At 39.9% G+C, this 26,485-nt stretch carries 16 protein-coding genes; 11 read left to right on the top strand and 5 right to left on the bottom strand.

Translation table 11 applies throughout. The features are described from left to right. The first annotated feature begins 132 nt into the window (after window positions 1-132). Both PHO71_RS04670 and PHO71_RS04665 read left to right on the top strand, forming a co-directional pair. Window positions 133-1,629: a phage integrase SAM-like domain-containing protein gene (locus PHO71_RS04670; protein WP_300199663.1), complete on the top strand. Its 1,497-nt coding sequence runs from the start codon at window positions 133-135 to the stop codon at window positions 1,627-1,629. Between the two features lie 131 nt (window positions 1,630-1,760). Further along, window positions 1,761-2,966: an IS256 family transposase gene (locus PHO71_RS04665; protein WP_300199659.1), complete on the top strand. Its 1,206-nt coding sequence runs from the start codon at window positions 1,761-1,763 to the stop codon at window positions 2,964-2,966. Between the two features lie 163 nt (window positions 2,967-3,129). Here PHO71_RS04665 and PHO71_RS04660 read toward each other — a convergent pair whose 3' ends face one another. Further along, entirely contained in the window at window positions 3,130-3,417 is a 288-nt protein-coding gene (locus PHO71_RS04660; protein ID WP_300199656.1) for a hypothetical protein, read from the bottom strand. Between the two features lie 125 nt (window positions 3,418-3,542). Here PHO71_RS04660 and PHO71_RS04655 point away from each other — a divergent pair, with 125 nt between their 5' ends. From PHO71_RS04655 to PHO71_RS04640, 4 genes are all read left to right on the top strand, one after another. Then, a complete protein-coding gene (locus PHO71_RS04655; RefSeq protein WP_300199653.1) occupies window positions 3,543-4,049 on the top strand; it encodes a hypothetical protein in 507 nt (168 codons plus the stop codon). Between the two features lie 6 nt (window positions 4,050-4,055). After that, complete coding sequence (locus PHO71_RS04650; protein ID WP_300199650.1) at window positions 4,056-5,279, top strand: hypothetical protein; 1,224 nt, start codon at window positions 4,056-4,058, stop codon at window positions 5,277-5,279. Between the two features lie 17 nt (window positions 5,280-5,296). Continuing rightward, complete coding sequence (locus tag PHO71_RS04645; protein WP_300199647.1) at window positions 5,297-14,878, top strand: LPD38 domain-containing protein; 9,582 nt, start codon at window positions 5,297-5,299, stop codon at window positions 14,876-14,878. A gap of 105 nt (window positions 14,879-14,983) precedes the next feature. Then, a complete protein-coding gene (locus PHO71_RS04640) occupies window positions 14,984-16,933 on the top strand; it encodes a hypothetical protein (RefSeq protein ID WP_300199644.1) in 1,950 nt (649 codons plus the stop codon). Between the two features lie 114 nt (window positions 16,934-17,047). Here the strand turns inward: PHO71_RS04640 and PHO71_RS04635 are convergent, their stop codons facing one another. The 4 genes from PHO71_RS04635 to PHO71_RS04620 form a co-directional block, all read right to left on the bottom strand. Beyond that, a complete protein-coding gene (locus PHO71_RS04635) occupies window positions 17,048-17,545 on the bottom strand; it encodes a hypothetical protein (RefSeq protein WP_300199641.1) in 498 nt (165 codons plus the stop codon). A gap of 10 nt (window positions 17,546-17,555) precedes the next feature. After that, window positions 17,556-19,397, bottom strand: a complete 1,842-nt coding sequence (locus PHO71_RS04630; RefSeq protein ID WP_300199638.1) for a terminase — start codon at window positions 19,395-19,397, stop codon at window positions 17,556-17,558. A 211-nt stretch (window positions 19,398-19,608) separates the two neighbouring features. Continuing rightward, a complete protein-coding gene (locus PHO71_RS26155) occupies window positions 19,609-20,091 on the bottom strand; it encodes a rhomboid family intramembrane serine protease (RefSeq protein WP_367279879.1) in 483 nt (160 codons plus the stop codon). Beyond that, window positions 20,049-20,384 carry a hypothetical protein gene (locus PHO71_RS04620; RefSeq protein WP_300199633.1) on the bottom strand — a complete coding sequence of 112 codons (336 nt, stop codon included), beginning with the start codon at window positions 20,382-20,384 and terminating at the stop codon, window positions 20,049-20,051. The genes PHO71_RS26155 and PHO71_RS04620 overlap by 43 nt, the downstream gene beginning before the upstream one ends. Before the next feature lie 255 nt (window positions 20,385-20,639). On the opposite strand from PHO71_RS04620, the gene PHO71_RS04615 reads away from it, so the two are divergent. The 5 genes from PHO71_RS04615 to PHO71_RS04595 all read left to right on the top strand — a co-directional run bounded on the left by PHO71_RS04615 (window position 20,640) and on the right by PHO71_RS04595 (window position 26,484). After that, the gene (locus PHO71_RS04615) at window positions 20,640-21,428 is read left to right on the top strand and encodes a hypothetical protein (protein ID WP_300199630.1); all 789 of its coding nucleotides are present in this window, start codon (window positions 20,640-20,642) and stop codon (window positions 21,426-21,428) included. Window positions 21,429-21,456: 28 nt separating this feature from the next. Continuing rightward, window positions 21,457-22,830, top strand: coding sequence for a hypothetical protein (locus tag PHO71_RS04610; RefSeq protein ID WP_300199628.1), 1,374 nt, complete (start codon window positions 21,457-21,459; stop codon window positions 22,828-22,830). Between the two features lie 84 nt (window positions 22,831-22,914). Next, complete coding sequence (locus PHO71_RS04605; RefSeq protein ID WP_300199625.1) at window positions 22,915-23,343, top strand: hypothetical protein; 429 nt, start codon at window positions 22,915-22,917, stop codon at window positions 23,341-23,343. A gap of 1 nt (window position 23,344) precedes the next feature. Continuing rightward, a complete protein-coding gene (locus tag PHO71_RS04600; RefSeq protein WP_300199623.1) occupies window positions 23,345-23,986 on the top strand; it encodes a hypothetical protein in 642 nt (213 codons plus the stop codon). After that, a complete protein-coding gene (locus PHO71_RS04595) occupies window positions 23,983-26,484 on the top strand; it encodes a hypothetical protein (protein WP_300199620.1) in 2,502 nt (833 codons plus the stop codon). Before PHO71_RS04600 ends, PHO71_RS04595 begins: the two co-directional genes overlap by 4 nt. Window position 26,485: the final 1 nt, after the last annotated feature.

Raw genomic sequence — 26,485 nt, 5'->3', positions numbered from 1 at the left:
AAATACCTTATACGCCTTTTTTGTGGAATATACTTATACACGGTTTTTTGTGTGGATTATGTTTGGATGTTTACTAAAAAACAATACCTTTGCATTGTTGGTGTTTACTGTATGTTTACTAGATAAAATGGTATGGCAGCATTTAAAGCGTGTGTTAAGTATAAGCGTAGTGATGGATTATATACGGTGTATATACGGATTACGCAAAATAGAAAAATCGGTTATATTAAAACGGATAAAATATCCGATTCTCCTGACGTTAATGGCGTTTTTAAAGACGTGCACATTAATAAGTATTGCGCAAATGCTATTGCGGGATACGCCGAAAAGCTTAATAAATCGGATTCAAAGAATTGGACCGTACAGGAGATAATGGCATATCTTAACTCGATAGATGAAGATATCTGCTTTAGTGAGTACGCTAAGAAGTTCACGGATAATATGTACAATCGTGGCCAAGAAAGAAACGCTAAGAACTATTATCTCGCAATTGGACATCTTGAACGATTTATAGGCACAAATAGGGTGATGTTTTCCCAACTGACAAGGAAGGTTATTGAACAATGGATAGAATCACTTTCAAACACCGCCAGAGCAAAAGAGATGTACCCAGTTTGCATAAGACAGGTGTTTCGCAAAGCGATGCTGGATTTGAATGATGAGGATAGGGATGTTATACGTATCAAAAGCAATCCATTTCTTCGTATAAAAATTCCAGAAGCGGATATGCCGGACAAAAAAGCGGTGAGTGTTGATATATTAAGGGCATTCATAAAAGCTAAACTCCCTCCAACTAAGATGCTTGTTCAGTCGGAAGAGATTGGTCAAGATGTGGCTACTCTCATTTTGTTTCTTGGTGGTATTAGCACGGCTGATCTATTTAGCCTAAAAGAGGAAATGTGCGATGATGATACTATCAGATATAATAGATGTAAGACAAAAAATTCCCGTAGGGACAGTGCTTATTGTGAGCTGCCTATTCCAAAAGATGTCTGTTCTCTTATAAGTAAATATAGAGCAAAAAAAGGAAGTGGTTACTATCTTAACTTCTATGAGAAGTATAGTACCTTGGATAGTTTTAATGCTGGTGCTAATATTGGTATTGCTAGATTGTGCAAGTTTCATAATATGGAAAGAATGAGTTCATATACTTTCAGGCATTCATTTGCTACAATCTGTCGTAATGAGCTTGGATATAGTGATGATGACGTGGCTTTCGCCATGAATCATTCATCCGGACATAGAATAACTAAAGGGTATATACGTGAAGATTGGAGTAGAACCACTCGAATGTGTGAAGCATTGTATGACTATATTGTAAATGGGGTTAAGATCGAGCAAAAGAAAGAGGTGGAGGTTGATGAAGTTAAGTCTTTTAGAATCGTGTCTTCTTATAAGTCCCTTATTTACGGTACGCTTTATTATAATAAAAAAAAGATTGGCGAGATCGCAGATGTAGGCTTCAATAATATCAAGGATGTGATGGAGAGGATGAATGAATTTCTTCCAGAGGATATTCCCGAGATGGCTAGAGTCGATGTTAAGATAGAGAACGCCGATACCGGAGAGATGAGAATTTATAATCGAATGGTAAAAGATGGGAAAATATGTGTGAATGATCATCATTGAAATTGGGACTAGGCACTGTCCGCCATTTTGTGTAAATAGGGGACTATCCATCTGATTGTGTAAATAGAAAACTACGGGATTTTTCTCGTAGTTTTTTTATTTATGTATTAACTTTGTAAAAATCAGATTTTATGGACATTCCTAAAGAATTTTTAAGTAAAGAGTTTCTGTCCCAGTTTAAGACAGGCGAACATGTGACTGCTTTCATGAAAGAGCTTCATACTCGTGTTTATGAGCAAATGCTGGAAGCAGAGATGGATAACCATTTAGGTTATGAGAAACACTCCAATCAAGGAGATCATAGTGGCAACTCCCGCAAAGGTAGTTATAGGAAGCAGATTCAAACCGAGATGGGTGAATCTGTTATTCAGGTTCCTCGTGATCGGGAAGGTGAATTTGAGCCTATTGTTGTTCCCAAGCATCAATCCCGCGGCTTATCTATTGAGCGTCTTGTCATCTCTCTTTATGCCAAAGGTATGAGCGTCGCTGACATTGAGTCGGAAATGCAGGAAATATACGGTATTAACCTCTCCACCTCCGCTATCTCCATTATCACTAATAAAGTTAGCCAGGCTGCAACAGAGTGGCAAAATCGTCCTTTGGACAGTTTATATATGATTGTCTGGATGGATGGCATCGTATTCAAAGTCAGAGAAAACGGCAAAGTGATCAACAAGACTGTTTACCTATGTGTAGGTCTGAACAAGGAAGGCTTGAAAGAAGTATTGGGTATGTGGATTGGCAAAAATGAGAGTGCTGCTTTCTGGATGGGCGTTTTAACGGATCTCAAAGCCCGTGGTGTAGAAGATATTCTGATTACAGTTACTGATAACCTGAATGGATTTACAGAAACCATCAAGAGTGTATTTCCTGCCTCTACTACTCAAATATGTGTGGTACACCAAATTAGAAACTCCTGTCGCTATGTCGTCTGGAAAGAAAAGAAGGAATTCACTGCCGATTTAAAGAACATCTATAATGCACCTACTAAAGAAGCAGCTGAGATGGAGTTGGATAACTTTGAGCAAAAATGGGGTGCTAAATATCCATATGCGATACGCTCATGGAGAAATAATTGGGAAGAACTGACCGTGTTCTTTGATTTCCCCGTCGAGATTAGAAAGATTATCTATACCACTAATCTTATTGAAAATCTGAATGGGAAAATTAGAAAGTACACCAAAAATAAGCTATCATTTCCGAATGATGATGCGCTGAAAAAATCTGTCTATATGGCTATTAACGAAATCGAAAAGAAATGGTATCAACCTATTTGGAATTGGGCATTGATATTTAACCAATTTATTACTATATTTGAAAACAGGATTCAAGTATAAAACCCGAATCCTGAAGTTTTCTATTTACACAAAATTGTGGACAGTGCCGTAAATAGCAAACTATGGGATTTCTCTCGTAGTTTTTTATTTATACAAAATAGTGAACAGTGCCTATACTATAAAGTTTTGATTTACACCAATTAGTTTTTTTGCACATTGGCTTTCATTCTTCTTCCGCCATTTCTTTAAATCTATCCTCAAAAGAACTTCTTGCAATTTCAGAAGCATCTATATTAACGCTTGATAGGGCGGGCACGACGAACTTGCTCATATCTATCAGTAACTTCAACCTTAACTCTGGTTTATCAATAGAATTAAGATCTTCTTGCATCTTTTCAATATTATCCTCTAACAGTTTGGCGTACGCTAGTCTTATCTTCTGCGTAGATTTATTGATTGATCCCTTCGGACGTCCATTCGGATTCCCTGTTTTCCCTTTTGGTTGTGGCATGTCTTTGAATGTAAACTACAATCATCTACAATTGATTGCGGTAGATTAATACTTAGAATCATTGCACAAAGTAAATCAGATACTTTCGCATAATCATTCTAAGTATTAATCATAAATATACATATATGATAGGATCAATTATCGGAGGGGCTTTAAATGTTGGTGGTGCGATAGCCGGTGGTATCATAGGGGCGAGGTCTGCACGTAAGCAGGCGCGTATGATCGCTGATGAAAAGAGTAAAAACCAAGCGTGGTTTGACAGGAGGTATAATGAGGATAGCACCCAGAGGGCGGATGCGCAGGCAGCTATTGCAAAGATGCGTGAAGCGATGAAGGAACGTACTGCGGCTGCTGCCGGAAGGGCTGCCGTTATGGGAGGAACGGAAGAGAGCATAGCTATTGAAAAAGAGGCACAGAATAAAGCTCTTGCTGATACTATGAGTAAAATAGCAATAAACGGAGAGGCTAGAAAAGATGCTATTGAAGCGCAGTACCAAGCTCGTGATGCTGAATTAATGCAATTGCAATTAGGCGATGAGCAACGGAAAGCTAATAATATCTCTAGTGCCACTGGTGGTATCTCTTCGGTTGGTGCTGGAATTATGAGTTCAATATTCCCTGATAAGCAGTAATACGATATGGGATCAATACAATCAATGATACTGGGTGAATCTAACAAGGATGAACCTATAGTTGTTCCTCCTATGACAAAGGAAGAGGTAAAACATGTGGGACAACCTGCTAACAAGACTAATTCTGCGCCTAATGACCTAGCTATTGATGAGCATTCTTCTGATGGAGTTAAAAACAATGGACAGGTGCAAAATAAAGAATCGCAAGTTACACAACATTCTATAGTGGGACAACAGCCACCTAAGCAATATGGGAGCATGGGAGATGTGGCGGATGAGATGTATAAAAAACGTATGCCTACCGAAGAAGAACTGGCAAAGGAAAGGAAACGTGAGAAGTCAAGGCAGATTATATCCGCTATTGCTGACGGTGTTTCTGCTATTTCAAATTTATACTTTACGGGAAAGGGGGCAAATAATGTGGAACAGACTTCGATGAGTGCTGCAAACACTAGACGTTATCAGGAGATACTTGATAGACGAAGAAGAATGCAAGAGAAGTGGGATGATGCTAGATTAGCTGTTTATGATAGAGATCGTTTATTTAATTATCATAAGGATCGGGATGATGCAAACTGGAACAGAACTAGTGAATGGCACGATAGTCAAGTTCGAACTGACAATGAACGCTATAAAGATACTAAGGAAAGAAATAAGGTACTTGATGAATTCAACATGGCTGATAGGGATAGGAATTACAAGTTGAGTGAGAAAGCGCAGAAAGATCAGGAACGAGCGCAAAAGGATGCTTCTTCGCGTGGATGGGCTGCTGTAGATACTCAAGAGAAGCGCATTAAGGCTCAAGAAGATAAACAGAAGGCATATAGTCAGTATCAATTCGAAAAGATAAACGGTTCGCCTGAACCGAAGAGGATAAATAGTGCTCGCAGTATTTATGTCGGTAGGAATACGTGGGAGCAGAATGCGGGACAGCTTGCTGGGGAGATAATAAAGGACATCGAAGCAAGCAATCCTGCTTTGGCAAAGCAGTTGAGTAAGCAACTGAATGGACTTAACGGAAAGAAAGGGGCTGACGCTAAGCAGACGGCTGCTATCGTCGATAAATACATCATGAGTTCTCCTCGTGCGCAACAGCTCGCCATTGAGCTAGAGAAAGATTACAAGAAGCGATATGAGCTTGCTACAAATGAGTCTCTTCCGCAAGAGGAAGATGATCCGTATGCTAAATATACTACGGGAGATGATCCTTATGCCAAGTACGCTGAATAATAAAAACCAATAAGACTATGCCAATATATCAAAGAAACGGTAAAACATACACCATACCGGAAGATGAAGTCGAAGGATTTGAAAAAACTTATCCTGATGCTACGCAGAAATATGTAGCTAATGGACGGAACTATAATATACCGGTATCAGAAAAGAGTGGATTTATATCCACTTACAAGGATGCTATTCCATTTTATAAAGAGATTAATGCAGATACTCATTTGAAGACTGATATTCCTGTTTCTCGTTTTGTTCAAGGTAAGGGAGAGGATACTACAATATTTGGTGTTCCTTATAGTATTTATACTCAGATGAAGCCAGAAAGTCAATCTCACTATTACCAGAAGGCCTTGGATGAGGAGAAAGAGCTGAAAAGGCAACAAATGGAAGAACAGGCTTTATCTATCAAAGGAAAGGCAGGTGAACAACACGTTTCTGCAATGGGGGATAAGGTGCAAGCTGATTATGATGCAGTGATAAATAATCCCTTTATTGCTATAAATGATCCTGTGATGGGGGTTGAGATGAAAACGCCTGACCAGACCAAATCACAAAAGAAAGTGGAACTGACCAGAGCGGCTTCGGAGCGTGCGGATGATACGCTTAACATGATTGAAGAAACTGGCAGAAAAGGTAATACTTCATTCGTTTCAGGGTTCGGGCGTGGCTTCTGGGAAAGAGTTTCAAAAACTAGCACCTGGGATTTCGGAGGAAGAGATATGCAGGCTAATCTGGCTATATCATCGGCCGCTAAAAAATATGAAGCAGGACAGACACTAAGTGATGAGGAAGAAAACCTTCTTGACGCCGTGGCATTAGAAGCGGCTGCAAGCGGAGAACTTTCCGGTGATCTGGGGAGAGGCTATAAAGCAGGAGGAACCACAGCTGAATCTCTTCCATTTATGGCTGAATTTATGATAAATCCTGCTACGGGAACCGGCAAGGCAGTTAGTAAAGCTGCTACAAAAAAGATTGTAACTAATTTTGGCAAAGAGGCTGCGAAGAGTACAATAGGAAAGATTGCGCGTAATTCAGTACGTGTGGGCGGAGATATTGCAGGTGCAGGAATTATGACAGGAACAACTGGAGCAATGAGAACGGCTTCCGACGCTGTTGATAGAATGAATGGAAACGTATCTCTTGTTGTAGACGCTGATGGATATTATCGTTTTGGTGGTACTGATGGAGGCGAAGGTGTGTGGGAGTCGCTAGCAAAGGCTTATGGAGCTAGCACTATTGAAAACTTCTCAGAAATGTTTGGTAACTATCTTGCTCCGATTGGTGGTGCATTTGCAGCTAGTACGGGGAAGGCCATGAATAAAATTGGTCTAGGGAGAGTTAATAGAGTTATAGGTGATATAAAATCAAGTGACGTAGCGAAGATTATTGATGATTTTCAGTCTAAAACTCAGTGGAACGGAACTATTGGCGAATATCTGGAAGAGCAGGCTGGGATGGCTATGAATGCATTGACTGTTGGCGACAATAACTTATCGGACATGTTTGATCCTAATGTGCAAATTGATACATTTCTTGGCGTATCTGCTTTGGGAGGTTTATTCTCTGGAGTCAAGACTGCCGGATATGCACGTGAGAAGTATTCTGCTAAGAACAAATTAAACGAAGCCGCCCGTTTTGCCTCTGGGGTGATGAACAATAGTAAGGAATGGATGGATTTGAAGGAACAGGTTGATGAAGCCGATGATTCGGAGCTTGTTTATATTCTTTCTGGAGTAATGAAGGATGAACAGCTTGCGGATGAAGCCAAGCAAGCTGTTCTGGTGTATGCAGGTAGGCTCAAGACTTATCATGGCGCTAGCTTGGCAGACTTGAAAAGAAAAACAGAGGGAGATACACCTGATGAGGTGGTCAAGTCTCAAATGAATTTTGATGAAGGGTACAGATTAGCAGAGGCAGACAGGAATGGGAAGAGGAAGGCTTTTAGAGAGATGAGTGAAGCCGAGAAAGAGCTAGATGATGAGTTCCTCTCTGGAGATGAAAACCTACAATACGATTTGATGAAACAAAGAGCTGAATCTGGAGAGGATGTATCGTATGAGCTTGCGTATATTAATGCCTGGTCAAGGTTTGATGGAATGATTCAAGGTATCCGTGATGGTATAGACGAAAAGGTTGCCCGATCTAATGAACATATTACTAACGTGACTCATAAAGACGGGAATGTGTATGATATTACTTTGTCTTCAGACGAAAATAAGCATGTGTTTCCCGTTAGTGGAAATCTTGTGTTTGATGAGAATGGGATAGTAGACAGAAAGCAATCTGATGCTCGCTTTATTGTGCATGATGACACGGGGAAGGTGGAGATGCGGTCTGTTGATGATTTATATAAATTGGAAGCGTCTGATAATGGTGAGTACTTGAAAGAGGTGACTGCTCAAACGATACGAGAACAAGAATCGGCACGATATGCGGAGGAGATAGAAACTCCAAGTGAAGAGGAGAATGCGGAAGTGGTTGCTTCTTTTCACCCCGGGGACGTTGTTTCTCTTAACATGCAAGGGATTAAAGCTACTGCTACTGTACAATCCAAAAGAGATGGATCAACGGTATTGCAATTAGATGATCCTATTGAATATGGTGGTGAAAAGGTTCAAGTGGTTGAATTATCTGATGAACAATTGAAGACTATTATCATTCCAGAACAGAAAAACAGTAGCAATATGATAGATATAGGTGATAAAAATGAGAGTTTATCACCGATGGAAGAAAGCAAATTGATAGATACGCCTATAAATGTTGAACCTGTTGCTGATGTCCCGGTTCAAGAGCAAACGACAGCTGCTTCGGTAGAAGTGGACGGTAGCCAAGAGAATCGGACAGTATTTATACCGGTAGATAAGAAAGGAAATAAGCTTTATCATAAAGCTTCAGTGGAAACGTCTTTGAAAGATATACGTTCCTTTGGCCTTGATGAAGCTGAGACGGATGAGTTTGTTGGTGCCCAAAAGATTGAAGCTTCCAAAAGATTTGAGAAGTTGCAGAAGAGCAAGCCGAAGGTTGGTATTAATCTTGAAAAGTATCAGATGGATAAAAAAGCATGGGCAGACGAGATGGCAGATGCTCAAGCACAGTCTGAGTATTGGAATGAACTAGAAGAGCAAGTACTAGCTACTCGTAAGAAGCCAGGTGATACTACTGCTGAGGAGATCACCTCTATGGGAGATCCGATGAACGGGAATGAGTTGGCAGCTATGATGCTTGGAAATGGAAAACTTCCTCTCTTGTATAGTGATTATAAGAAAGAGACTGGTTTTAAAGATAAAGAAGCTGGTGGTATGTTTGGTACATTTGCTTCTAAAGAGAATGGAGGCTTGACTATTGAGCAAGCTGGAGAAAAGTTGATGCTTGCTGACATGGAAGCTGGGACAAACTACTTTGATCAAGAAGATGCCAATGCTGGGCGTAATGCCATTCTTGATGTGTTATCATCTGCCCGTACTCGTGGGGATTTGACCGGGTATATAAGTAAAGGACGGGAGGCTATGGCGGAACGTGAAAGACAGGCTGAATATGAAGCATATGAACGTTGGTGTGATGAAGGTTATCATATGATACCGGAAGAATATGAGACTTACGAAGGGGAAATAACTGAGGATTTGGCAAAACGTTCTTTACCGGAAGAAGAGTATAATGAATTTATGTCTACTTTTGTAGATGAACAAAAAATGAATAGTAATGGACAACAAAGAATTACTGGAGAAAGCGAAACAAGCAGCGAGGTTCTGCATGACGAAGAATTTATACAGACCGGGAGAGCTGGAGGAATTGAAGAAGAATCCCCAGAAGTTGATGGCGGCATCGTTAGCGAGGATGGAGTTGTATCTGAAGGCTCATCCGGAGGAGAAATAAATTCATTTGGAGAAATCTATAGTCAGTTTAAAGGTAAAGCAAAAGAGGCCATTGCTTTCGAAAAAGAAGCACTATCATCTATCGACAAGACGACAGACACTGGCGAAAATCGAAATAATTTGCAGAGTGACTCAACTCTTCTTCAGGATGTTAGCTATTCTTCTGGAAGTAAAGATAGTGAAGAGCCTGAAAACAAACAAGTAAACAGTGAATTTATTGCTCCTTCTCATATGGAGGGGGAATCTCTTCTTGATTACGCAGAACGTGTGAATGGTGCTCATGTATTGCACCAAGAAGAAAAAAAGGTAAATACTGCTCCTACCGATACTCAGAAGGAAGCCGGAAATTACAAGAAGGGACACGTAAAGATTGATGGTTATAATATAACTATTGAGAATCCTAAAGGTAGTGAGCGCAGCGGTGTAGATGTTAGCGGGAAACCGTGGAGTATTACTATGAATAACACTTATGGTTATATCCGGGGAACGGAAGGTGTGGACGGTGATCATATTGATGTGTTCTTGTCTGATGATCCGACGCGAGGAGATGTATATGTAATTGATCAGATAAATGAGGATGGCTCATTTGATGAACATAAGGTGATGTATGGTTTTGGTTCTATGGAGGAGGCGAGAGTGTCTTATCTGGCGAATTACTCTCCGGGATGGAAGGGGCTTGGGGGGATTACGGGAGTTTCTAAGGAGGCATTTAAGGAGTGGATTGATTCTTCTCGTCGTAAGACAAAGCCTTTTGCGGAGTATGGGATTGCGCAAGAATCAAATGCGGAATCTGGCATGGTTGAAGAAGAATATCATCCGAAAGATGATGATCCTATTCTTTATACTCATAGTGGAGAATTACCTTTAAAAGAGGGGGAGTTCTGCCATGTTGAAAGAATATTTACTGAAAGTAACGCATTCTCGTTTACAGGGAAAGATAAAATAGAATCAACTGATGATGTAGCTTATATTTTCAGAGAGCTTGAAAATGTATCTGTAGAGAATTCATTTGTCGTACTCGTGAAAGATAAGAAGCCGACTGTTGTTCATTTAGGAATGGGGGCATTTACATCTACGGTCGTTAATTCTGCGGCAATAAAAGCCGCATATAATGCTGTCGGTGCTGATGAAATTTACTTTGTTCATAATCATCCGTCAGGTGTTTTGAAGTGCTCAAGAGAAGATATTGGAATATTGGGAAATATTGTTAATATGTTTGAATCTGAAGAGGTTGTTGTTCGAGATGGAATAATCATAGATACTACATCTGGGGAATATGGCACTTTTAATTTGGAAGGAGATAGCGAGATGTCCAAACGTCCTGATAAGCAAGATGAGGTTTCATTGAAATTATATACTTTCGATCGGTTGGTGTTTTCTAAGGATTATGACGCGAATAATTTGAGTATTATTCGGTCTTCAGAAGATATAGCTGCTTTGGTGTCTTCGCAGCGTCTCGGAAAACGAAAGAAGGTGAGTTACATGATATTGGATAATGCTGGTCGTGTTTTGGGTAATCTGCATACCACTTTTTCATCTGTGAAAAGGTATGAGAACGCTCTAGCTGATGATATTGCAAGGAATGTTATCCGTTTTGGTGGAACGTCGGCTGTGGTATATGGTAATTTTGATATGATGAAATTTAGTCCTGGCGCATTGAATGGTAAAATCAGAAAGCTGTCCGCAGGTAATGTTCGGCTTCTTGATTGTGTCAGTGTCGGCGGAATGAATACGAGGAGTGCGGTTGATGATAATTTGATGGAGCCTGAAAGTGTTTATGGGGTCGGAGAGATTGAACCTACGTATGAGAATGAAAGGAAAAGAAGTGGAGAAAATGAGAATATATTTGATTCCGCAGAGCGCATTGTGGAGCAAGAAAGAGTTAATAAGAACTACGATAATGCTCTGAATGCTATCAATGAGTTTTCCGAAAAGTGTGCAGGTGCTTGTAGAACTTTGGTTGTTAAGTCTAAGGATTCTCTTCGTGAACAAATGGAGGTGCTTCATATAGAAGATGAAGATATTGACAAGTATGAACGATGGATGAATGAAGGTAAAACGTCGGCCTTTTATTCAGGAAGATATGAAAGAATATTTGTTTTAGATACTGATGTTACAAAAGAAGAGTTAAATGCTTATCTTTGGCATGAGAATATTCATAAGGCATTAAAAGATTTGTATGGGAACAATATGCAGGAATACATTGACAAAGTGTACGACGATTTGTCAATGTATACGAAAGAAGATTTTAATGAAATTATCGGATTGTATTCGGATAGGTCGGAAGCAGAACAGAGAGAAGAATGTATTGTATGGTTTGTAGAGGATTTATATAGGATATATGGAGACGATTTTTATTCAAATTTCATTGAGAAAATTAATAAAAAAAACCTTCTTAGCACGAAAAATGTATTAACGGAAATATATAATATAGTTGTTTATGGGACTGAAAGAAAAGAAGTTGGAAAGTATGTTCGAGAACGATCAGGACGGGAAATTGATGGAGGAGTTTCAAAGTGGAATGAAAAAATCGATGGAGGAACTCAGAAAGAGGAAAGAGGAGGGGAAGCCCTGGAAATGCGGAACTCCGATGGAAATATCAGATCTGAAGAAGAAAGCAGAGGCGGCTGGATTGACTTACGAAGCATACTTGAATCGGGAGAGGAACGCTTACGAAGAAAAGATAAAAGGGAATCCGACAATTCGGGAGTAGAAGATCCATCTACAAATCGTGATGGTAATCCTGAAATACATGAAAGGGTATATGCACGGGATAGATACGAGCGACGAGTGCGAAGCGGAATGTATCAAACACAAGAAGCATTACAAGATAGTATGCTAGGATTGAAAGAGGCTATGGATGCTATTTTGAAAGCGGAAGGAACTGATAAATATATCGAGGATATCAGTGGTTTTGAAAACGCTTATCTTGGTGAAAATAGCCTGTCTTCGGTGAATAAAGCAGAAGCGGATGCTTTTGCGCATACGATATTTAAACCTATGCTTGATGAGGTTGCAAATTTCGCCAAGAATGAGGACGAACGCTGGAATCTTACTGACTACATGATGGCCAAACATGGGCTTGAGCGTAATACTAAAATGGCTGAGAGAGATGCACAGGAAGAAGTAAAAGCGGGCAGTACAGAATCATTTGATGATATTCTTGCCAAATATCGTCAAAAAGATTATTCCGGTCTTACGGCTTTGACAGGAATTGGTGAGGTTGCAGATGCGGAAGAGGAAGCTAGACGAATGGTAGATGATTACGAACGAGGCAATGATACGACAGAACTGTGGACAAAGGTTCATGCTGTAAGTAATGCTATCCTTGAAAAATCATATCAAAGTGGGATGATGTCGAAAGCTACTTATAAAAAGGTAAAGGAGATGTATGAGTTTTATATTCCCTTGCGTGGTTTTGATGAAAAAACAAGCGATGAAGTTTATGCTTACCTTTCGAGCAAACAGAGTGCATTTAATGCACCCATAAAGAATACGAAAGGTCGTAAGTCGAAAGCTGATGATCCATTCGCTAACTTGGAGAGTATGGCAGAAAGTGCAATAATGCAGGGCAACCGTAATAGACTCGTAAAGCAACGTTTCCTCAACTTCGCACTCAATCATCCGAGTGATCTTGTTAGCGTTAGTGATTTGTGGTTGGCGTATGACAAGACATCTGACGAATGGAAGCCTGTATTCCCAGATAACATAGTGGATACCGACACTCCGGGGGAAGTAGAGAAAAAGATGAAAGACTTCGAGGAGAAGATGGAGAAACTTTCGGAGAAATACCCTGACCAATACAAGAACGGAAAAGATGCTGAAAATATTCCGTATCGTGTTGTTGAAAGCCGTGATTTGCGCCAACATCAAATAGTGGTAAAGTGCAGTACCCGTGATTACGTTGTTACTATTAACGGAAACCCGAGAGCAGCTCAGGCTATCAACGGTCAAACCAACCCAGATAATGATTTATCTGGCTCCATTGGTGCAATACTAAAAGTAGGAGAAATGGTAAATCGCCAGTTGAGCGCATTTTATACCACACGTAATCCGGACTTCGTTGTATCTAATTTTATCAGGGATATGATCTACTCCAATACAATGGCGTGGGTTAAAGAAACTCCGAACTATGCACTTCGTTTCAATAGAAACTTTGCCATGATGAATCCTGCCAAGATGAAAATGTTGTTTTCTAAATATCGCAAGGGTGAAATTGCCATGAATGATGCAACAGAAAGAATGTTCCATCAATTTATTATAAATGGAGGAGAAACCGGTTATGCTAATGTTCGTGATATTGAGCAACGTAAGAACGACATTCGCAGAGAATTAAAACGGTCCAATGGCAAACTAAAAATCGGTCGTGCTATAAGTTTACTTGGTGAACGCTTGGATGAATACAATAGAGCCGTTGAAAACTGCGCACGTTTTTCCGCATTCGTTACCTCTCGTGAAATGGGGCGTAGCATAGACAGATCTATTTACGATGCAAAGGAAATATCCGTAAATTTCAATAAAAAAGGTAGCGGATCTAAGTTTATGGGGGAAACTGGACAGACAGCGGTAGGTAATGTCAGTGCTTTTGTTTCTGGTATTGGTCGCATTGGCTACGTCTTTTGGAACGCAGCTATTCAAGGTAGTGCCAATTTTGGGCGTCAATTCAAACGACATCCGGCAAAAGCTTTTATTGGAGCTGCGGCAATGTTCACTCTTGGAGCAATAATGGCTGGTCTTGGTGGCGATGATGATGAAGACGACAAGAATGCATATTATAATCTTCCTGAACATGTAAGACGTAGCAACATACTCTTTCGTATAGGTGGTCAATGGATTTCAATACCGTTGTCGGTTGAATTTCGTGGCTTTTATGGGATGGGTGAGCTAATGATGAGTATATTAAATGGAAAAGAACATCTTACAGGCGGAGAGATAGCTGAGGCTATCGCAGGGCAAGTTAGTCAAGTATTGCCAATTGACCTTATGGAGGGTGGTGGCAACGTGACTGCATTTATACCAAGTGCGGCAAAACCTATCTACGAAGCTTATGTGAGTGAAAAAGGATGGACTGGTATGCCATTGTATAAGGATAGCCCTTACAATAAGGATATGCCCGAATGGACGAAAGCATATAAGAGTGCCAACAAATATATCGTAAATCTTTGTGCGGTACTCAATGAGGTGAAAATGCCGTGGCAGACAGAATTTGAACGAGGTGACGAATATACAAAAGGTGCAATAGATCTTAATCCATCCAAGATCGAATACATGCTGAATGGGTATTTTGGCGGTGTGTCCAGCACAATTGACAAGCTCTCCAAAATGACTGAAACGATTGCCGGGCAGAGGGAGTATGATCCTCGTAGTTTCTTGTTATTGAACCGTATTGTGAAAAATGGCGATGAAAGTACAGAGTACAGGGCTGTGAATAATGAGTATTTCCGCTTGAAAGATGAGCATGATAATTTGAAGTCACGACTCAAGCATTATGAGGAAGATACGTATAACGATATTTTCGATTATGCTGAGAAGGTTGATTTTCTCTACAACTCACCCGAATATGAACGTTACGAAATATTTGAGAATTACAAGGGTGATATTAATGCACTCTACGAAGAACTGAAAGAAATTGTTGATGAGGATGAGCGAAAAGTGGCTGAATCCGAGTTGAATATAATTAAGAAAGAGATGATTGATGAGATGAACTTAACTCGCAAACGTAAATAAGAAAGTGCTGAAGAGGATGCATCATTTAGACACATCCTCTTCATGATTAATGGATAGAATGTACTCATGACTGGTTATATTTTCCTTTGCCGAAAATATTAATTCATGGCAAATAGAAAGTTGATACCAAAGTCCAGAATTACGGAGGGCGTGGAACTGGACAGTGTGAAAAGAGAAAGTAGCAGGGATCTTGGGAATAATTTTGATGTGTTGCTTCAGGCGCAGCATTGTTGGGATGGGTTGCGTTCTTATCGGGAGGAGAGAGCGAGAAATAAAAAGTATACTTATGGTGATCAATGGAGTGATTTAGTGGATAATGGTGATGGCAAGAAGATTACTGAAGAGAGGTATATTATGGAACAGGGAAGTGTTCCTTTAAAGAATAACTTGATAAGAAGGTTGGTGCGTACTGTCATGGGAGTTTATCGGGGGCAAAGCAAGGAGCCTACTTGTACCGCTAATGATAGGGATGAACAGAAGCTTGGGGAGACGATGAGTATTGCGCTGCAATGTAACTGGAAGGCGAACCGTATGCAGGAGGTGAATGGAAGAATTTTTGAGGAATTTCTTATCAGTGGTGGTGCTTTTGAGAAGGAGGTGTATGAATGGAGGAATGATAAGATGGATTGTTGGAGTGATATGGTGAGCCCTAATCATATATTCTTTGATGGGGTGATGCGAGATGTCAGGCATTGGGATATTTCTCTTATTGGTGAGATTCATGATTTGACGTTCGAGAGGTTATGTGTTTCTTTTGCGAAATCTCCAGATGATTATAAGATGTTTCGGGATATTTATAATCTTGCTGCAGATAGACGTTTCTTGTCGGAGTATGCGGATCGATTGGATAAGAGTGATTTGAAGAATATCGATTTCCTTGCTCCTTATGATACGAATTTATGTCGGGTGATTGAGGTCTGGAGAAAGGAACAGAAGCCGAGGTATCGATGTCATGATTATTTGGATGGTGATTATTATAAGGATGAGGTTGATAATCTTTCTAATATTGAGACCGAGAATCGGGCTAGGATAGAGGAGGGACTCGCTGCTGGAATTGATCCGGATGATATTCCACTGATTGAGTATGAGTGGTTCATGGATGATTATTGGTATTATCGTTTTTTGACTCCATTTGGTCAATGTCTGATGGAAGGGGAGACTCCTTATAAGCATAGAAGTCATCCGTATACGATTAAACTTTATCCGTTCATAGATGGGGAGATTCATAGTTTTGTGAGTGATGTAATTGATCAGCAGAGGTATGTGAATAGATTGATTACATTGAATGATTTTATCATCAGGGCGAGTGCTAAGGGTGCGTTGTTGGTTCCGGAGGAGTGTATTCCGGAGAATATGACTGTGGAGGATTTTGCGGATGAATGGGCCCGGTTTAACGGGGTGATTGTTTATACTTCTAAGAACACTGATAAGGTTCCTACGCAGGTTGCGAATAAGAGTACGAATATTGGAATTTCGGAGATGCTTCAGATGCAGATGAATTTGATGGAGGATGTTACGGGGGTTACAGGGGCTTTGCAGGGGAAGCCTGGGTATTCGGGTATGAGTGCTTCTCTGTATAACCAACAGCAGCAAAATTCATCGTCTTCTTTGCTTGATTTACTTGAGTCGTTTTCTAGTTTTATCATTGAATCGAGCATAAAGAAGGTGAAGAATATCCAGCAATTCTATGATAGTAAACGGGTGCTTAACATTGTGGGACAGAGTGCGAGTGGTGTTTCGGAATATGATCCGGAGAAGATTAACGATGTGGAGTTTGATCTTTCTATTGTGGAGAGTTCTAATACTCCGACTTATCGGATGATTGCTAATGATTTTCTGATGGAGATATGGAAAGCTGGGCAGATTAGTGTGGAGCAGTTGCTTGAGAATGGTAATTTCCCGTTTGCTGATAGGTTGTTGCAAAGTATTAAGAGTCAGCGCGAGGAGATAGAGAACGGGAATTTACCGCAAGGGATTTCTCCGGATCTTCAACAGCAGGTTGCTCAAAATGCGAATCCGCAAGTTGTGCAAAAGTTACAGAGTGCAATGAAATAAGCTAGAAACAAGGGGCTGTGTCAAAACCCTTATAAATGAAAAAGCATCTTTGCTACAGTTATCTGTGGTAAGGATATTTTTGTTAAAAGAGGAGTTTTGACACAGCCCCTTGTTTTATCTAGTCGCTATTTTATACTGTATGGCTAACAGTTTTAGTCTTATTTTCAGTCGGATGAGGAAGGGGGTATGGTATGTGTTTTTCTTTCGAATTCTGGATTCTTTCATGTATTTGTGGAACATGATCCGTTTAGCTTCTTGAATGTCGGGGGTTATGGATTCTGATTCGATTGTACAAAAAAAGGTGTTATCTTTACTGTCGCAGTATGTGGAATGATCATTTTTTGTTTTTATTTCATTAGAATATGGTGTAAAATAGAAGCTTTCACGCTTTAAGTCATTTATTTTTGCGGCATAAGATATGCGTCCGGAATGTTTCAGTTTTCTGAAGGATGGTCGGTGCATGATTATTAATCTGTCTCTCTCATCTGGCATTACGAAATAACGTTTCCCGTTTTGACTGTGGGCTTTTTGGGCCATGTAGATGGCTAACTTTAATTTCAACTCATCTACATTGTAGTGGATGTAATCACATAATGATCTAATTAGTTTCATAATTTGTTTTTTATAAAGTAGCGGCAGAAATGACTTTCCTCTTGGCTGCTTTGGGTTTATTTTCTATTATTTTAGGTATTGGCATATTGTTGGATATGTGTAGGGCGATGGCTCGAGTCATTAGCTTGTCATCGTGTTTCCCATCTATTGCGCCAAAAGCTCCATTTTTTTTCTTTTCATAACAGAGGTATTCATCAATAGTATCATTGTCTCTTTCTATGTATAGTTGTTCTTCAATGTATCTTACTAAATTGTCTATTATCAATGGTTTAGTGAGCCTGTTTGTTTGGAATCCCCACATGGTGGGGCGTCCTTCTTTTATAGATTGTTCGGAGGCTTCTCGTTTGTACATATTGGAGTATACTTCTCCTATTTGATTTAGGATGTATTCGGTGTGGTCTCCGTCAGTATCTTGGTCTTTTTCATAAGTATTGCTTTCGACTACTAAGAGTGCGCGGTTGTAGAATTCGGCTATTTGTGCCATTTTCCATGCCAGGAGGTCGTGTCGGATGTGTCCACTCCATTCGGCTACTATAACCGGCTTGTCGCCATACATGAGCCAGAATCGATCTAAGATTGTTATTATGGAAAAATCGGCTTTGTCTGATCGACCACCGACATCGACTACTACAAGGTAGCGATTGCTAACGATTATTTCTTTGTCGGGGAGTTCCCAAACTTTGAATAATCCTTGATTATCTGGTACGAACTTTGTAGAGAACAGGGCTTTTTTCCCTTCGGTGGCTTCTCCTCTTACTTCTCCTTTGAATCGAGGGTCCCGACAGTATTTGCGTAATTCTTCTACTGCATATTGGTCGAATACTTTTTTTCCGGAGTGCTTGAATGCTTCGATATCATCAGATGGAAACTCGGCTGCCATGTCGGAATGTGAGTTGTAGGACTTGCGCTTGCTTACATACCAGTTGATGGCTTCGAGCGTTGCTCCCATTTTCCATAGCCGCCATAGATAGCGTCCACTCTCGGAACGAGATGTTTCTTCTGTATTTTCTCTATTATCTATGAGGAAGTTGATAAAATATTCTTTCTCACGATCTGACTTGAATGGCTTTGAATACATATCGATCTCGAACCACGAAACGAATACTGGCGTCCGGTCTGATTTATTATCCTTGGCAGCAAGCCATTCAGTGTGGAAGAAGTTACCGGTTCCGTTGGCTGTTGATTCTATGACGTCCATAGTTAGTGGTTCTAAAAGGATGGAGGAGGATACGGAGCGTATTATGTCTTCCGGAGTTTTCCCGTCGGTGGCTTTCCAGAGTCCTACTTCGGACATATGAGCTAAGGATATATCACCACCACGAATTGAATCCGGTCGCTCGGCTGTTCCGATACATATTACTGAATCTCTTGCTAATTCTCCTTTTTGGGAGATGATTGTATCATTATGAGAGCCTTCATAGGGTGTTAATTCCAGTTGCCGAGAAGGATCTAAATCTAGTAATTCGGGTGGGTACTCTTTTAGCATCTTAGAGTACATAGCACGTATTTTGCGGGAGGTACCGGCATCTTGAGCTACGATAGCGGAGTAGAATCCTTCTTTATGGACCAGCTGAATCCATGCCATATAGATTTGTACTAAGGTAGATCCTCCCCATTGACGAGCTTTGAGGAGTATTATGCGTATGGGAAGTCCCGAAAGTCTCATCTTTTCGAGTACTGATAGGAGTTTCCTTTGGGGGCGATTGAGTTTGAATGGTATGTTTTTCCCTCCAAACTTATTCTTTATTTTGACGTAAGAGTATGCCCAAAAGGGGAAGTCATGTTTTATTCTTAGTAGGACGAACTGTTTAATTAGGTTTTCCCGCTCTTGCTCTATTTCATCATCTGGCACATTTATGGATTTTAAAAATGATAATATGGATCCACTTTTGGATAATTTAATGACTAGTTTTTTGTTGGCCATTGATTTGGGGATATACTGGATAGGGAGAACATAGTCAGATATTCGAAGGGGAACTCTCTCTAAGGGTGATCCTTCTCCAGTGAGTGGGTTGAATGTGCTATTGATCAAATTCAGCCTTTTCTTATTCTCTTTTATAATATCAGCAACAGTCATTTTTAAAACGATTTATGTTCTTGTAAATGGCAGACACTGTGAATCCTAGAATAAAACATGTCAAATGGATGCCACCTGCTATATGTGGGATTATGAATCCTGTAATCAGTATAATGGTTGTGTATATAATATTTCTTTTAGTAGGGGCTGATATGAGATTGATTCCTATTATAGAGAAGATCATTCCGGATGATCCAACTGTGGGTATTGAAGAGGGTATGATGAAAGACGCCAATACTGACATTAGGTATATTGACAGGAGATTCTTAAATGAGGCGTTTTTCTTATTTAAACAAAACCATAAAGCGTAGGCATTGGATAATAGGTGTATAAAACTTCCATGTAAAAATTGATATGTGAAATGAGTCCACCAAGGGGAGGTGGACGAAACTCCGTATGAATCGGATGGGATTCCAGCACAGTATATTATCGTAAGAATCGTAATAATTGTAATCTTTGTTGGCACCATTTTGACTTTATCTGACTGATGATTACTTTCGCTGATCCGGGTGTCATGTAGAAACATGGTGCTTCTTGCGCTACTACTATTTCTACTAACTTGAAAATGCGTATATCTGGGTTATTTTGGTGTAGCTTTGTTACCCGGCTAAGAATTTCTTCAAACATTTTTCTTTTATTCTTTCCCATATAGTCTATATTGTTCCCTTTCATCATGTAGGATATTACTTTGGAGGCTTGTTCTTCCGAGACCCAGAAGCGTTTTGATTTAGTTTGGACAATACGTTGATATACGGATTCCATACTTTCTTCTTCAGGAGAAGACATTATGCATTCACGAAACACTCGTAAGAGATCTGAGTTTCGTTCATCTCTATATTCAAAGAATCGGCCCTTTTTTCCTCTTTTTCCCATAAGTGAAATAAAAATAGAATATTATCATGCTGACAGATACAAAGTTAATGAGAAATGAAGTATGCTCGTTAATATGTAGAAAAACATATATAAATGCGGATTGTACATTTGCTTTCAATAATAATGGCGTAAAATAGTAAATGTATGGAAAGTATCGAAAAACAGGATGTTAAGAGCAAAAAGGATCTTTTTATTGAACGGATGAAAGCTAAGCGACCGGATTTGAACTATGAAGATGAGGATGCTTTATACGGTTCCATTAACGACGATTACGACTCTTACGACGGAGAATTGAAGGGTTACAAGAAGAATGAAGAAAAATTGTTGAGGGCTTTTAATAAGGATCCAAGAGTTGCTAGCATGTTTTTAGCTATGACTAATGGTGAAAATCCTCTATTGTATCTGATAGATAATTTCGGACAGGATGAAATAAGGACTGCTTTGGATGATCCGGATATGAAAGAAAAGATTGTAGAAAAACAGAATGCTTATCTTGAAAGACAGTCGAAAAATAGCAAACTGGAAGAGGAGGCGAAGCGGAACATATTGATTTCTATGGATGCGTTGGAAGAGGCAAGGAATGAGCTGGGGGGTAGTGATGAAGACGCAGACAAGGCCTTTGAAATGTTTGCTCAGATTCAGGAAGATGCTATCGTAGATAAGGTGACTAAAGAGACATGGATGATGTTGTTAAAGGGGCTTAATCATGACATGGATATTGAGAACGCTGCGTATGAGGCTGAAATAAAGGGAAGAAATGCAAGGATTGACAAAGAGAAGAAGAAGAAGACTGTTCCCGAGGGTATTCCGCCTCAATTGGGTGGGCAGGGGGCATTGAACGATAATGTAAGTAAGAGGCCTATAATTGAGGGTGCGTTGGCTAAGTATTCGGATGATGATCCTGATGATATTTGGAAGAGAGGTAGGAAATAATAGTTATTAATTAAATATAGACAAAAAAATGGAAAAAGGTTTTGTTTTAAAGTTTATGGGGGCAATGCTCCTAATGCTCATCGCATTTTTGACAGGTGCTTCGGGTTGTGTTATGTTTGCAGAAAGTGCGATTAACTTGCCGGATGCGGGTAAAACTATACCCGGTGCTTCTACTATAACAGACGGGAAAGAAGCGGTGGATGAACTTTACACTCAGGAAATTGACAAGAGAATCACGAAAATTCGTCCAATGGCTACTCCGATTGATCAGATTACTCGCCATGCGAAAGCTATGGGTACAAAGAGTATGGAGGTAAAGTATTATACTGTTGGTACTCGTCCGATTAAGGGAAAATTGACTGCTGCTTTTTCAGCACAGACTACGGGTAATACGGCTGAAATTGTAGTGAATGATCCTGATATGTTTGGTGAGTCAGATACGATACGTGTAATAGGTGTTATGGGGTATAAGCAAGATGGTACTACTCAAGATACTAAGGAACTGGTTCTTTGTGTATCTGGTGCTGCAGCTTCGGGTAATCCTTTAGTGTATGCGGTGAATGGAAAGAAGGATGGTAATGGAAATAATATATGGATTCCAGCTATTCCAATTAATACGGTTATAATACGTATGGGTAAGGCTTGCGCAGAGTTGGATGCTCAGACTAGTTCGTTTAGTAATATTCCTACTCCGGAGGTTCAGTACTGCCAGAACTTTATGACGCAGGTGGAGCAGTCTACACTTGATAAGTTGCAAAGTAAAGAGGTGGATTGGAACTTCAGTGATTTGGAGGAAGATTCGATTTTTGATATGAGAATGGGTATGGAGAATACCTTCTTGTTTGGAGTGAAAGGAAAAGCTAAACATCCGGTGAAAAAACAGAGTGTATGGTTTACTGGAGGTATCTGGTGGATGGCTGGAAAGGATATTATTGTAGGAGACTGGAATACTACTACTGGAGAGGCTGAAATTACAGATAATGAACTGGTGGATATCACGAAGGATTTGTTTACTGGTGTCGGAGTGGGCAATAAACGGAAAATTCTTTTTGCTGGAAGTGATATGCTCGCTGCTTTCTCTAAGATTAAATCGGATAAGTTCCGTTTGAAGGAGAGTGTGGAGAATTGGAGCTTGAAGTTTAAGAGTTTTGATACAGATTTTGGGGAAGTATTGGTTATTCATCATGAGTTGTTCGATCAGAATGGTATGAGTGATTGTGGCTTGGTTCTTGATCCTCAGTTTTTGACTAAGCGTACGTTTGTGAGCTGGAGCAGAAATATTTTGGACTTAAAATCTGCTGGGGTTAGAAATACTGACGCAATCGTATTGCAGGAGATCAGTTGTGTTTATTTGAGATACGCTAAGGCACATGCTCGTTTGAAGTTGGCTAAAGCAGCATAATTAATTGGAGTATAAACTTAGGGGGCGGAGTTATCCCGCTCCTTTTTTAATTTTTATTCGGATATGATAAAAGTATATAGATGTGTGTCTGAGATTTCTTTTAATCTGAAAATTGGTGGGAATAAGAGAAGAATTATTTTTGATTCTATGACGGGGGGTAGAAGCCAGTATCGTACCAATGACATGGAGGTGCAAAGAGGAATTGAGGGATTGGAACAATTCGGGAGTATTATTGAAGTGAAGGAGATTATTGAAGAGGAATCGGACAAAGAGAAAGGGAAGGTTGCGAATGATTCTTTTGGGGGTGGTGAGGGGTCTTCAGGATTGGAAGGCGAAAAATATTCACAGGGCAAGAATGGAGGTGAACCGAAGGATATTCAAGAGGGCATTATTTCATTTGCTGAAGCTAAGGAGTATCTGATTACTAAGGGTTGCGATAAGACAATCCGTAGTAAGGATAACATATTGGCTTACGCGCAGGAACTTGGTGTAGAATTTCCTAATTTGAAATAAGATGAATTATAGCGTTCAAGAGGTGGTTAAGGATGTCCGGAAGGCTTTGGATGAAAATGAGGTTAATACATTTTTTATTGATGATGTCTATACTCTTTCTATGGACGCTATTATTGAGCAGAAAATTTTGGATGCTACAAGATGTATAACTGAAATGGCTCCTTCACGACTGTTGGACAGTGGAGTGAATTTCGCTTCAAATTTGTATTGGGAAAGTGGATCGAGTGGTAAGGGTATGGGGTATACTGTTCTTCCTGATGATTTTATGAGATTAGTTGTCTTTCAGATGAGTGATTGGAAGAGGCCTGTGGTGATTCCGATTGAAGATACGGATCCTTTATACTTTTTGCAAAAGTCTAAGTTTTCGGGTATTAGAGGAGGTATTGATAAGCCTGTTTGTGCAATAACAACTTATCCTACGGGAAAGGTGATGGAGTTCTACTCGTGTGTTGGTGGGGCGTCTGTTGGTGTTAAAGTTGCAAAGTATTTGCCTTATCCTTCAATAAAGAATGGGATTGTTGATATTTGCGCTCATATTTATATGCCTATTGTTTATTATACAGCTGGAATGGTATGTCAAACATATAAGGAGAAGGAACAGGGTCAAGTGTTGTTTTCAATCGCTAAAGATTTTTTAAAATGAAGGACGAGCGTGATTTAGGGGTATTTGATACTTTGGAGAAAGTATGGGATACTTATCCTTATGGAGGATGCCCTGGGGATTATGCCACGATTAGCGGAGAAGTTGTGTTTTGGAATGATGAACGCAGGGTATGGGGGGATTATGGAGATGATATTTCATCGGATAAGGAACAGCTAATAGAGGGTAATTTGACAGTTGATAAGGATTTGACTATTGGTGGGGATATTAAAGGGAATGTTGCTGATTTTGAAAAAGTAGTTACAGAAGTACTCGAAGTTAAGAATCCTCCTTATGCCTTAAAGACTCATAAACATAATTTGAGTGATGTTATTGGAGTTGAGGATGGGGTGGTTATTCCCGGAAAGGTTGAAAATGCTAAATATGCAGATGAAGCTTATGATTTGGATGCGATTAGTCCGGTGTATGACAAGGTTCTAAGCAAAAACAACGACGACAAAGCCGCCGGTCTTATCACTTTCTTAAAAGGTTTTGTTGCGAAAGGTTTGATTCAAGCCGATTTAGGAGCGACTTTTGGTAAATTCATTACCGGCATATTAGGTTCCGGTGCATGTATTAAGATTGATCCACTAACCGAGAAGTCTTATCTCGAAGTCGATGAGCTGTTCGTTCGGGTGAAATCATACTTTAACGAGATGATTATAGAAACCCTATCGCATGTAGGTGGTGCTCTCATCTTATCACCCGCTAGAATGAAATGTATCAAAGTCGATGAACTAGAGAACGTATATCGTTGCTATTTTAAAAATAAGGAGGATGAGAAGATCATCCATAACCAGTTTGTCGTTAATGACCAGGCTAAGGTAAAAACAGATAACTACCAATCAGGCACATCCTATAACGCCACAAATAAATATTATTGGCGACTGATTACAGCAATCGGTGCAGACTATATAGATCTGAGCAAAACTGATTTTGATACAGGGAGTGATATTCCTGAGGAAGGTGATGAAATATGCCAGTTAGGTAATCGCACGGATCCGACGCGGCAGAATGCGATAATACTATCCTCCTATGGTCCCGACGCTCCCTCTTTCAAACAATATACAGGAATCAATTCCTATTCACTCGAAGGCAAAGAAGTGTCAGTTACTTCCCCTGAAGGAAACCGCTATGTAGGTGACTTCATTTTGAATACCGGCATCAATATCGCCACACAGTTAAAGGTCCTTGAGAATCTTATAAAAACAGAGATTCAAAGTGTAGAACACTGGATCAATGATGAAGACAACTATCTTCATAATGCCTCTTTTTCTCTGAATCTGGAGGACTGGCTGCGTGAATCCGATCTGGAAGTAATCGCGGCGGAAGAACCTATCGTAGTTAATGGGGAATATTACGCTGATGCAACGAAGATAGCCGAGGTTGTCAGCTATGAAAATAAGTATATGCTCCATTTGAAAGATAGTTTTGTCAGGCAACTAAACAGCAATCTTGACCAACCTGAGAAAGCAACCATATTTTACATTTCTTTCCGCTATCTGTGTAAAACTCCGGGAACACTGACCTGCGGCTTTGAAAAGCAGGGGTTGTATAAAACAGCTCCAATAGCTACTAATCTCCAAACACGAATTTTCGAGTTTTCCGGTACATGGGATGGCACCGGTGATTTCCTGATACAATTCACCGGTGATATTTATATCAGTCTGGTAACTCTGACCAACCGCCCATTGGATGATTTTAAAAAGGAAATAAACAGTAAAATAGAACAGACCGCCACAAGTATAGAAGCTACCGTTAAATCTATTGATAACATCGCCAAAAAAATAGAGGAAAGCGGCTGGCTAACCGAAAAAGACGGTACAAAAATATGGGCCAGTTGTACATTTTCCGATGGAACCAAGGCGATGTCGCTTTTCAATATCACCCCGGAAGGGATCTTTCTGAGCGGGTCACATATTAATCTGAAAGGTCTCGTCACCTTTGAAAGCTTCAGTGCTGATTTTCAGACTGCTTATAATCAGGCATTCGGCAATGCAAGCATGACGGCAAAAGATGATGTTGCGCGACAGCTAGGTTACACTAATTATTCTCAATTAGTTGAGAATGCGGCTACAACAGGAAAAGCAATTATGATAGGTGGTTATTTGAATCTGGAACTGATTGACGTGAATACTTTGCTTGCTGATAAAGTGATATCAAACAAGATCGTTACTGCATTGTCCGGAAAACGCATAGAAATAGATCCACAGAAAAATGCAATCTTAATGTATAATGAGAATGGGCATAAAATATCAGAAATCTCATTTATTGAATCTTCTCATTCAACTAGTGCTAATCCGATCAGTATGGCTATTGTTAGTTTGTATAACCTGTCCGCCGACGGTGATGTGATAGCTCTTTCAACGCTTCAGGCAGGAAATTTCAACTTGGAATCCCGGCAGTTTGAACCGGATATTTATAAAGTAAATGTGAGTCCTATGGGAATTACATTTACGAAAAACGGATCTATAACAAATTCAATTTCAAATCAATCATAGA

Origin of the sequence: Bacteroides sp. (assembly GCF_028690125.1) — a bacterium.
Lineage (GTDB): Bacteria > Bacteroidota > Bacteroidia > Bacteroidales > Bacteroidaceae > Bacteroides.
The sequence above is the reverse complement of the archived record's forward strand: the minus strand, read 5'-3'. Positions and strand labels throughout refer to the sequence as shown.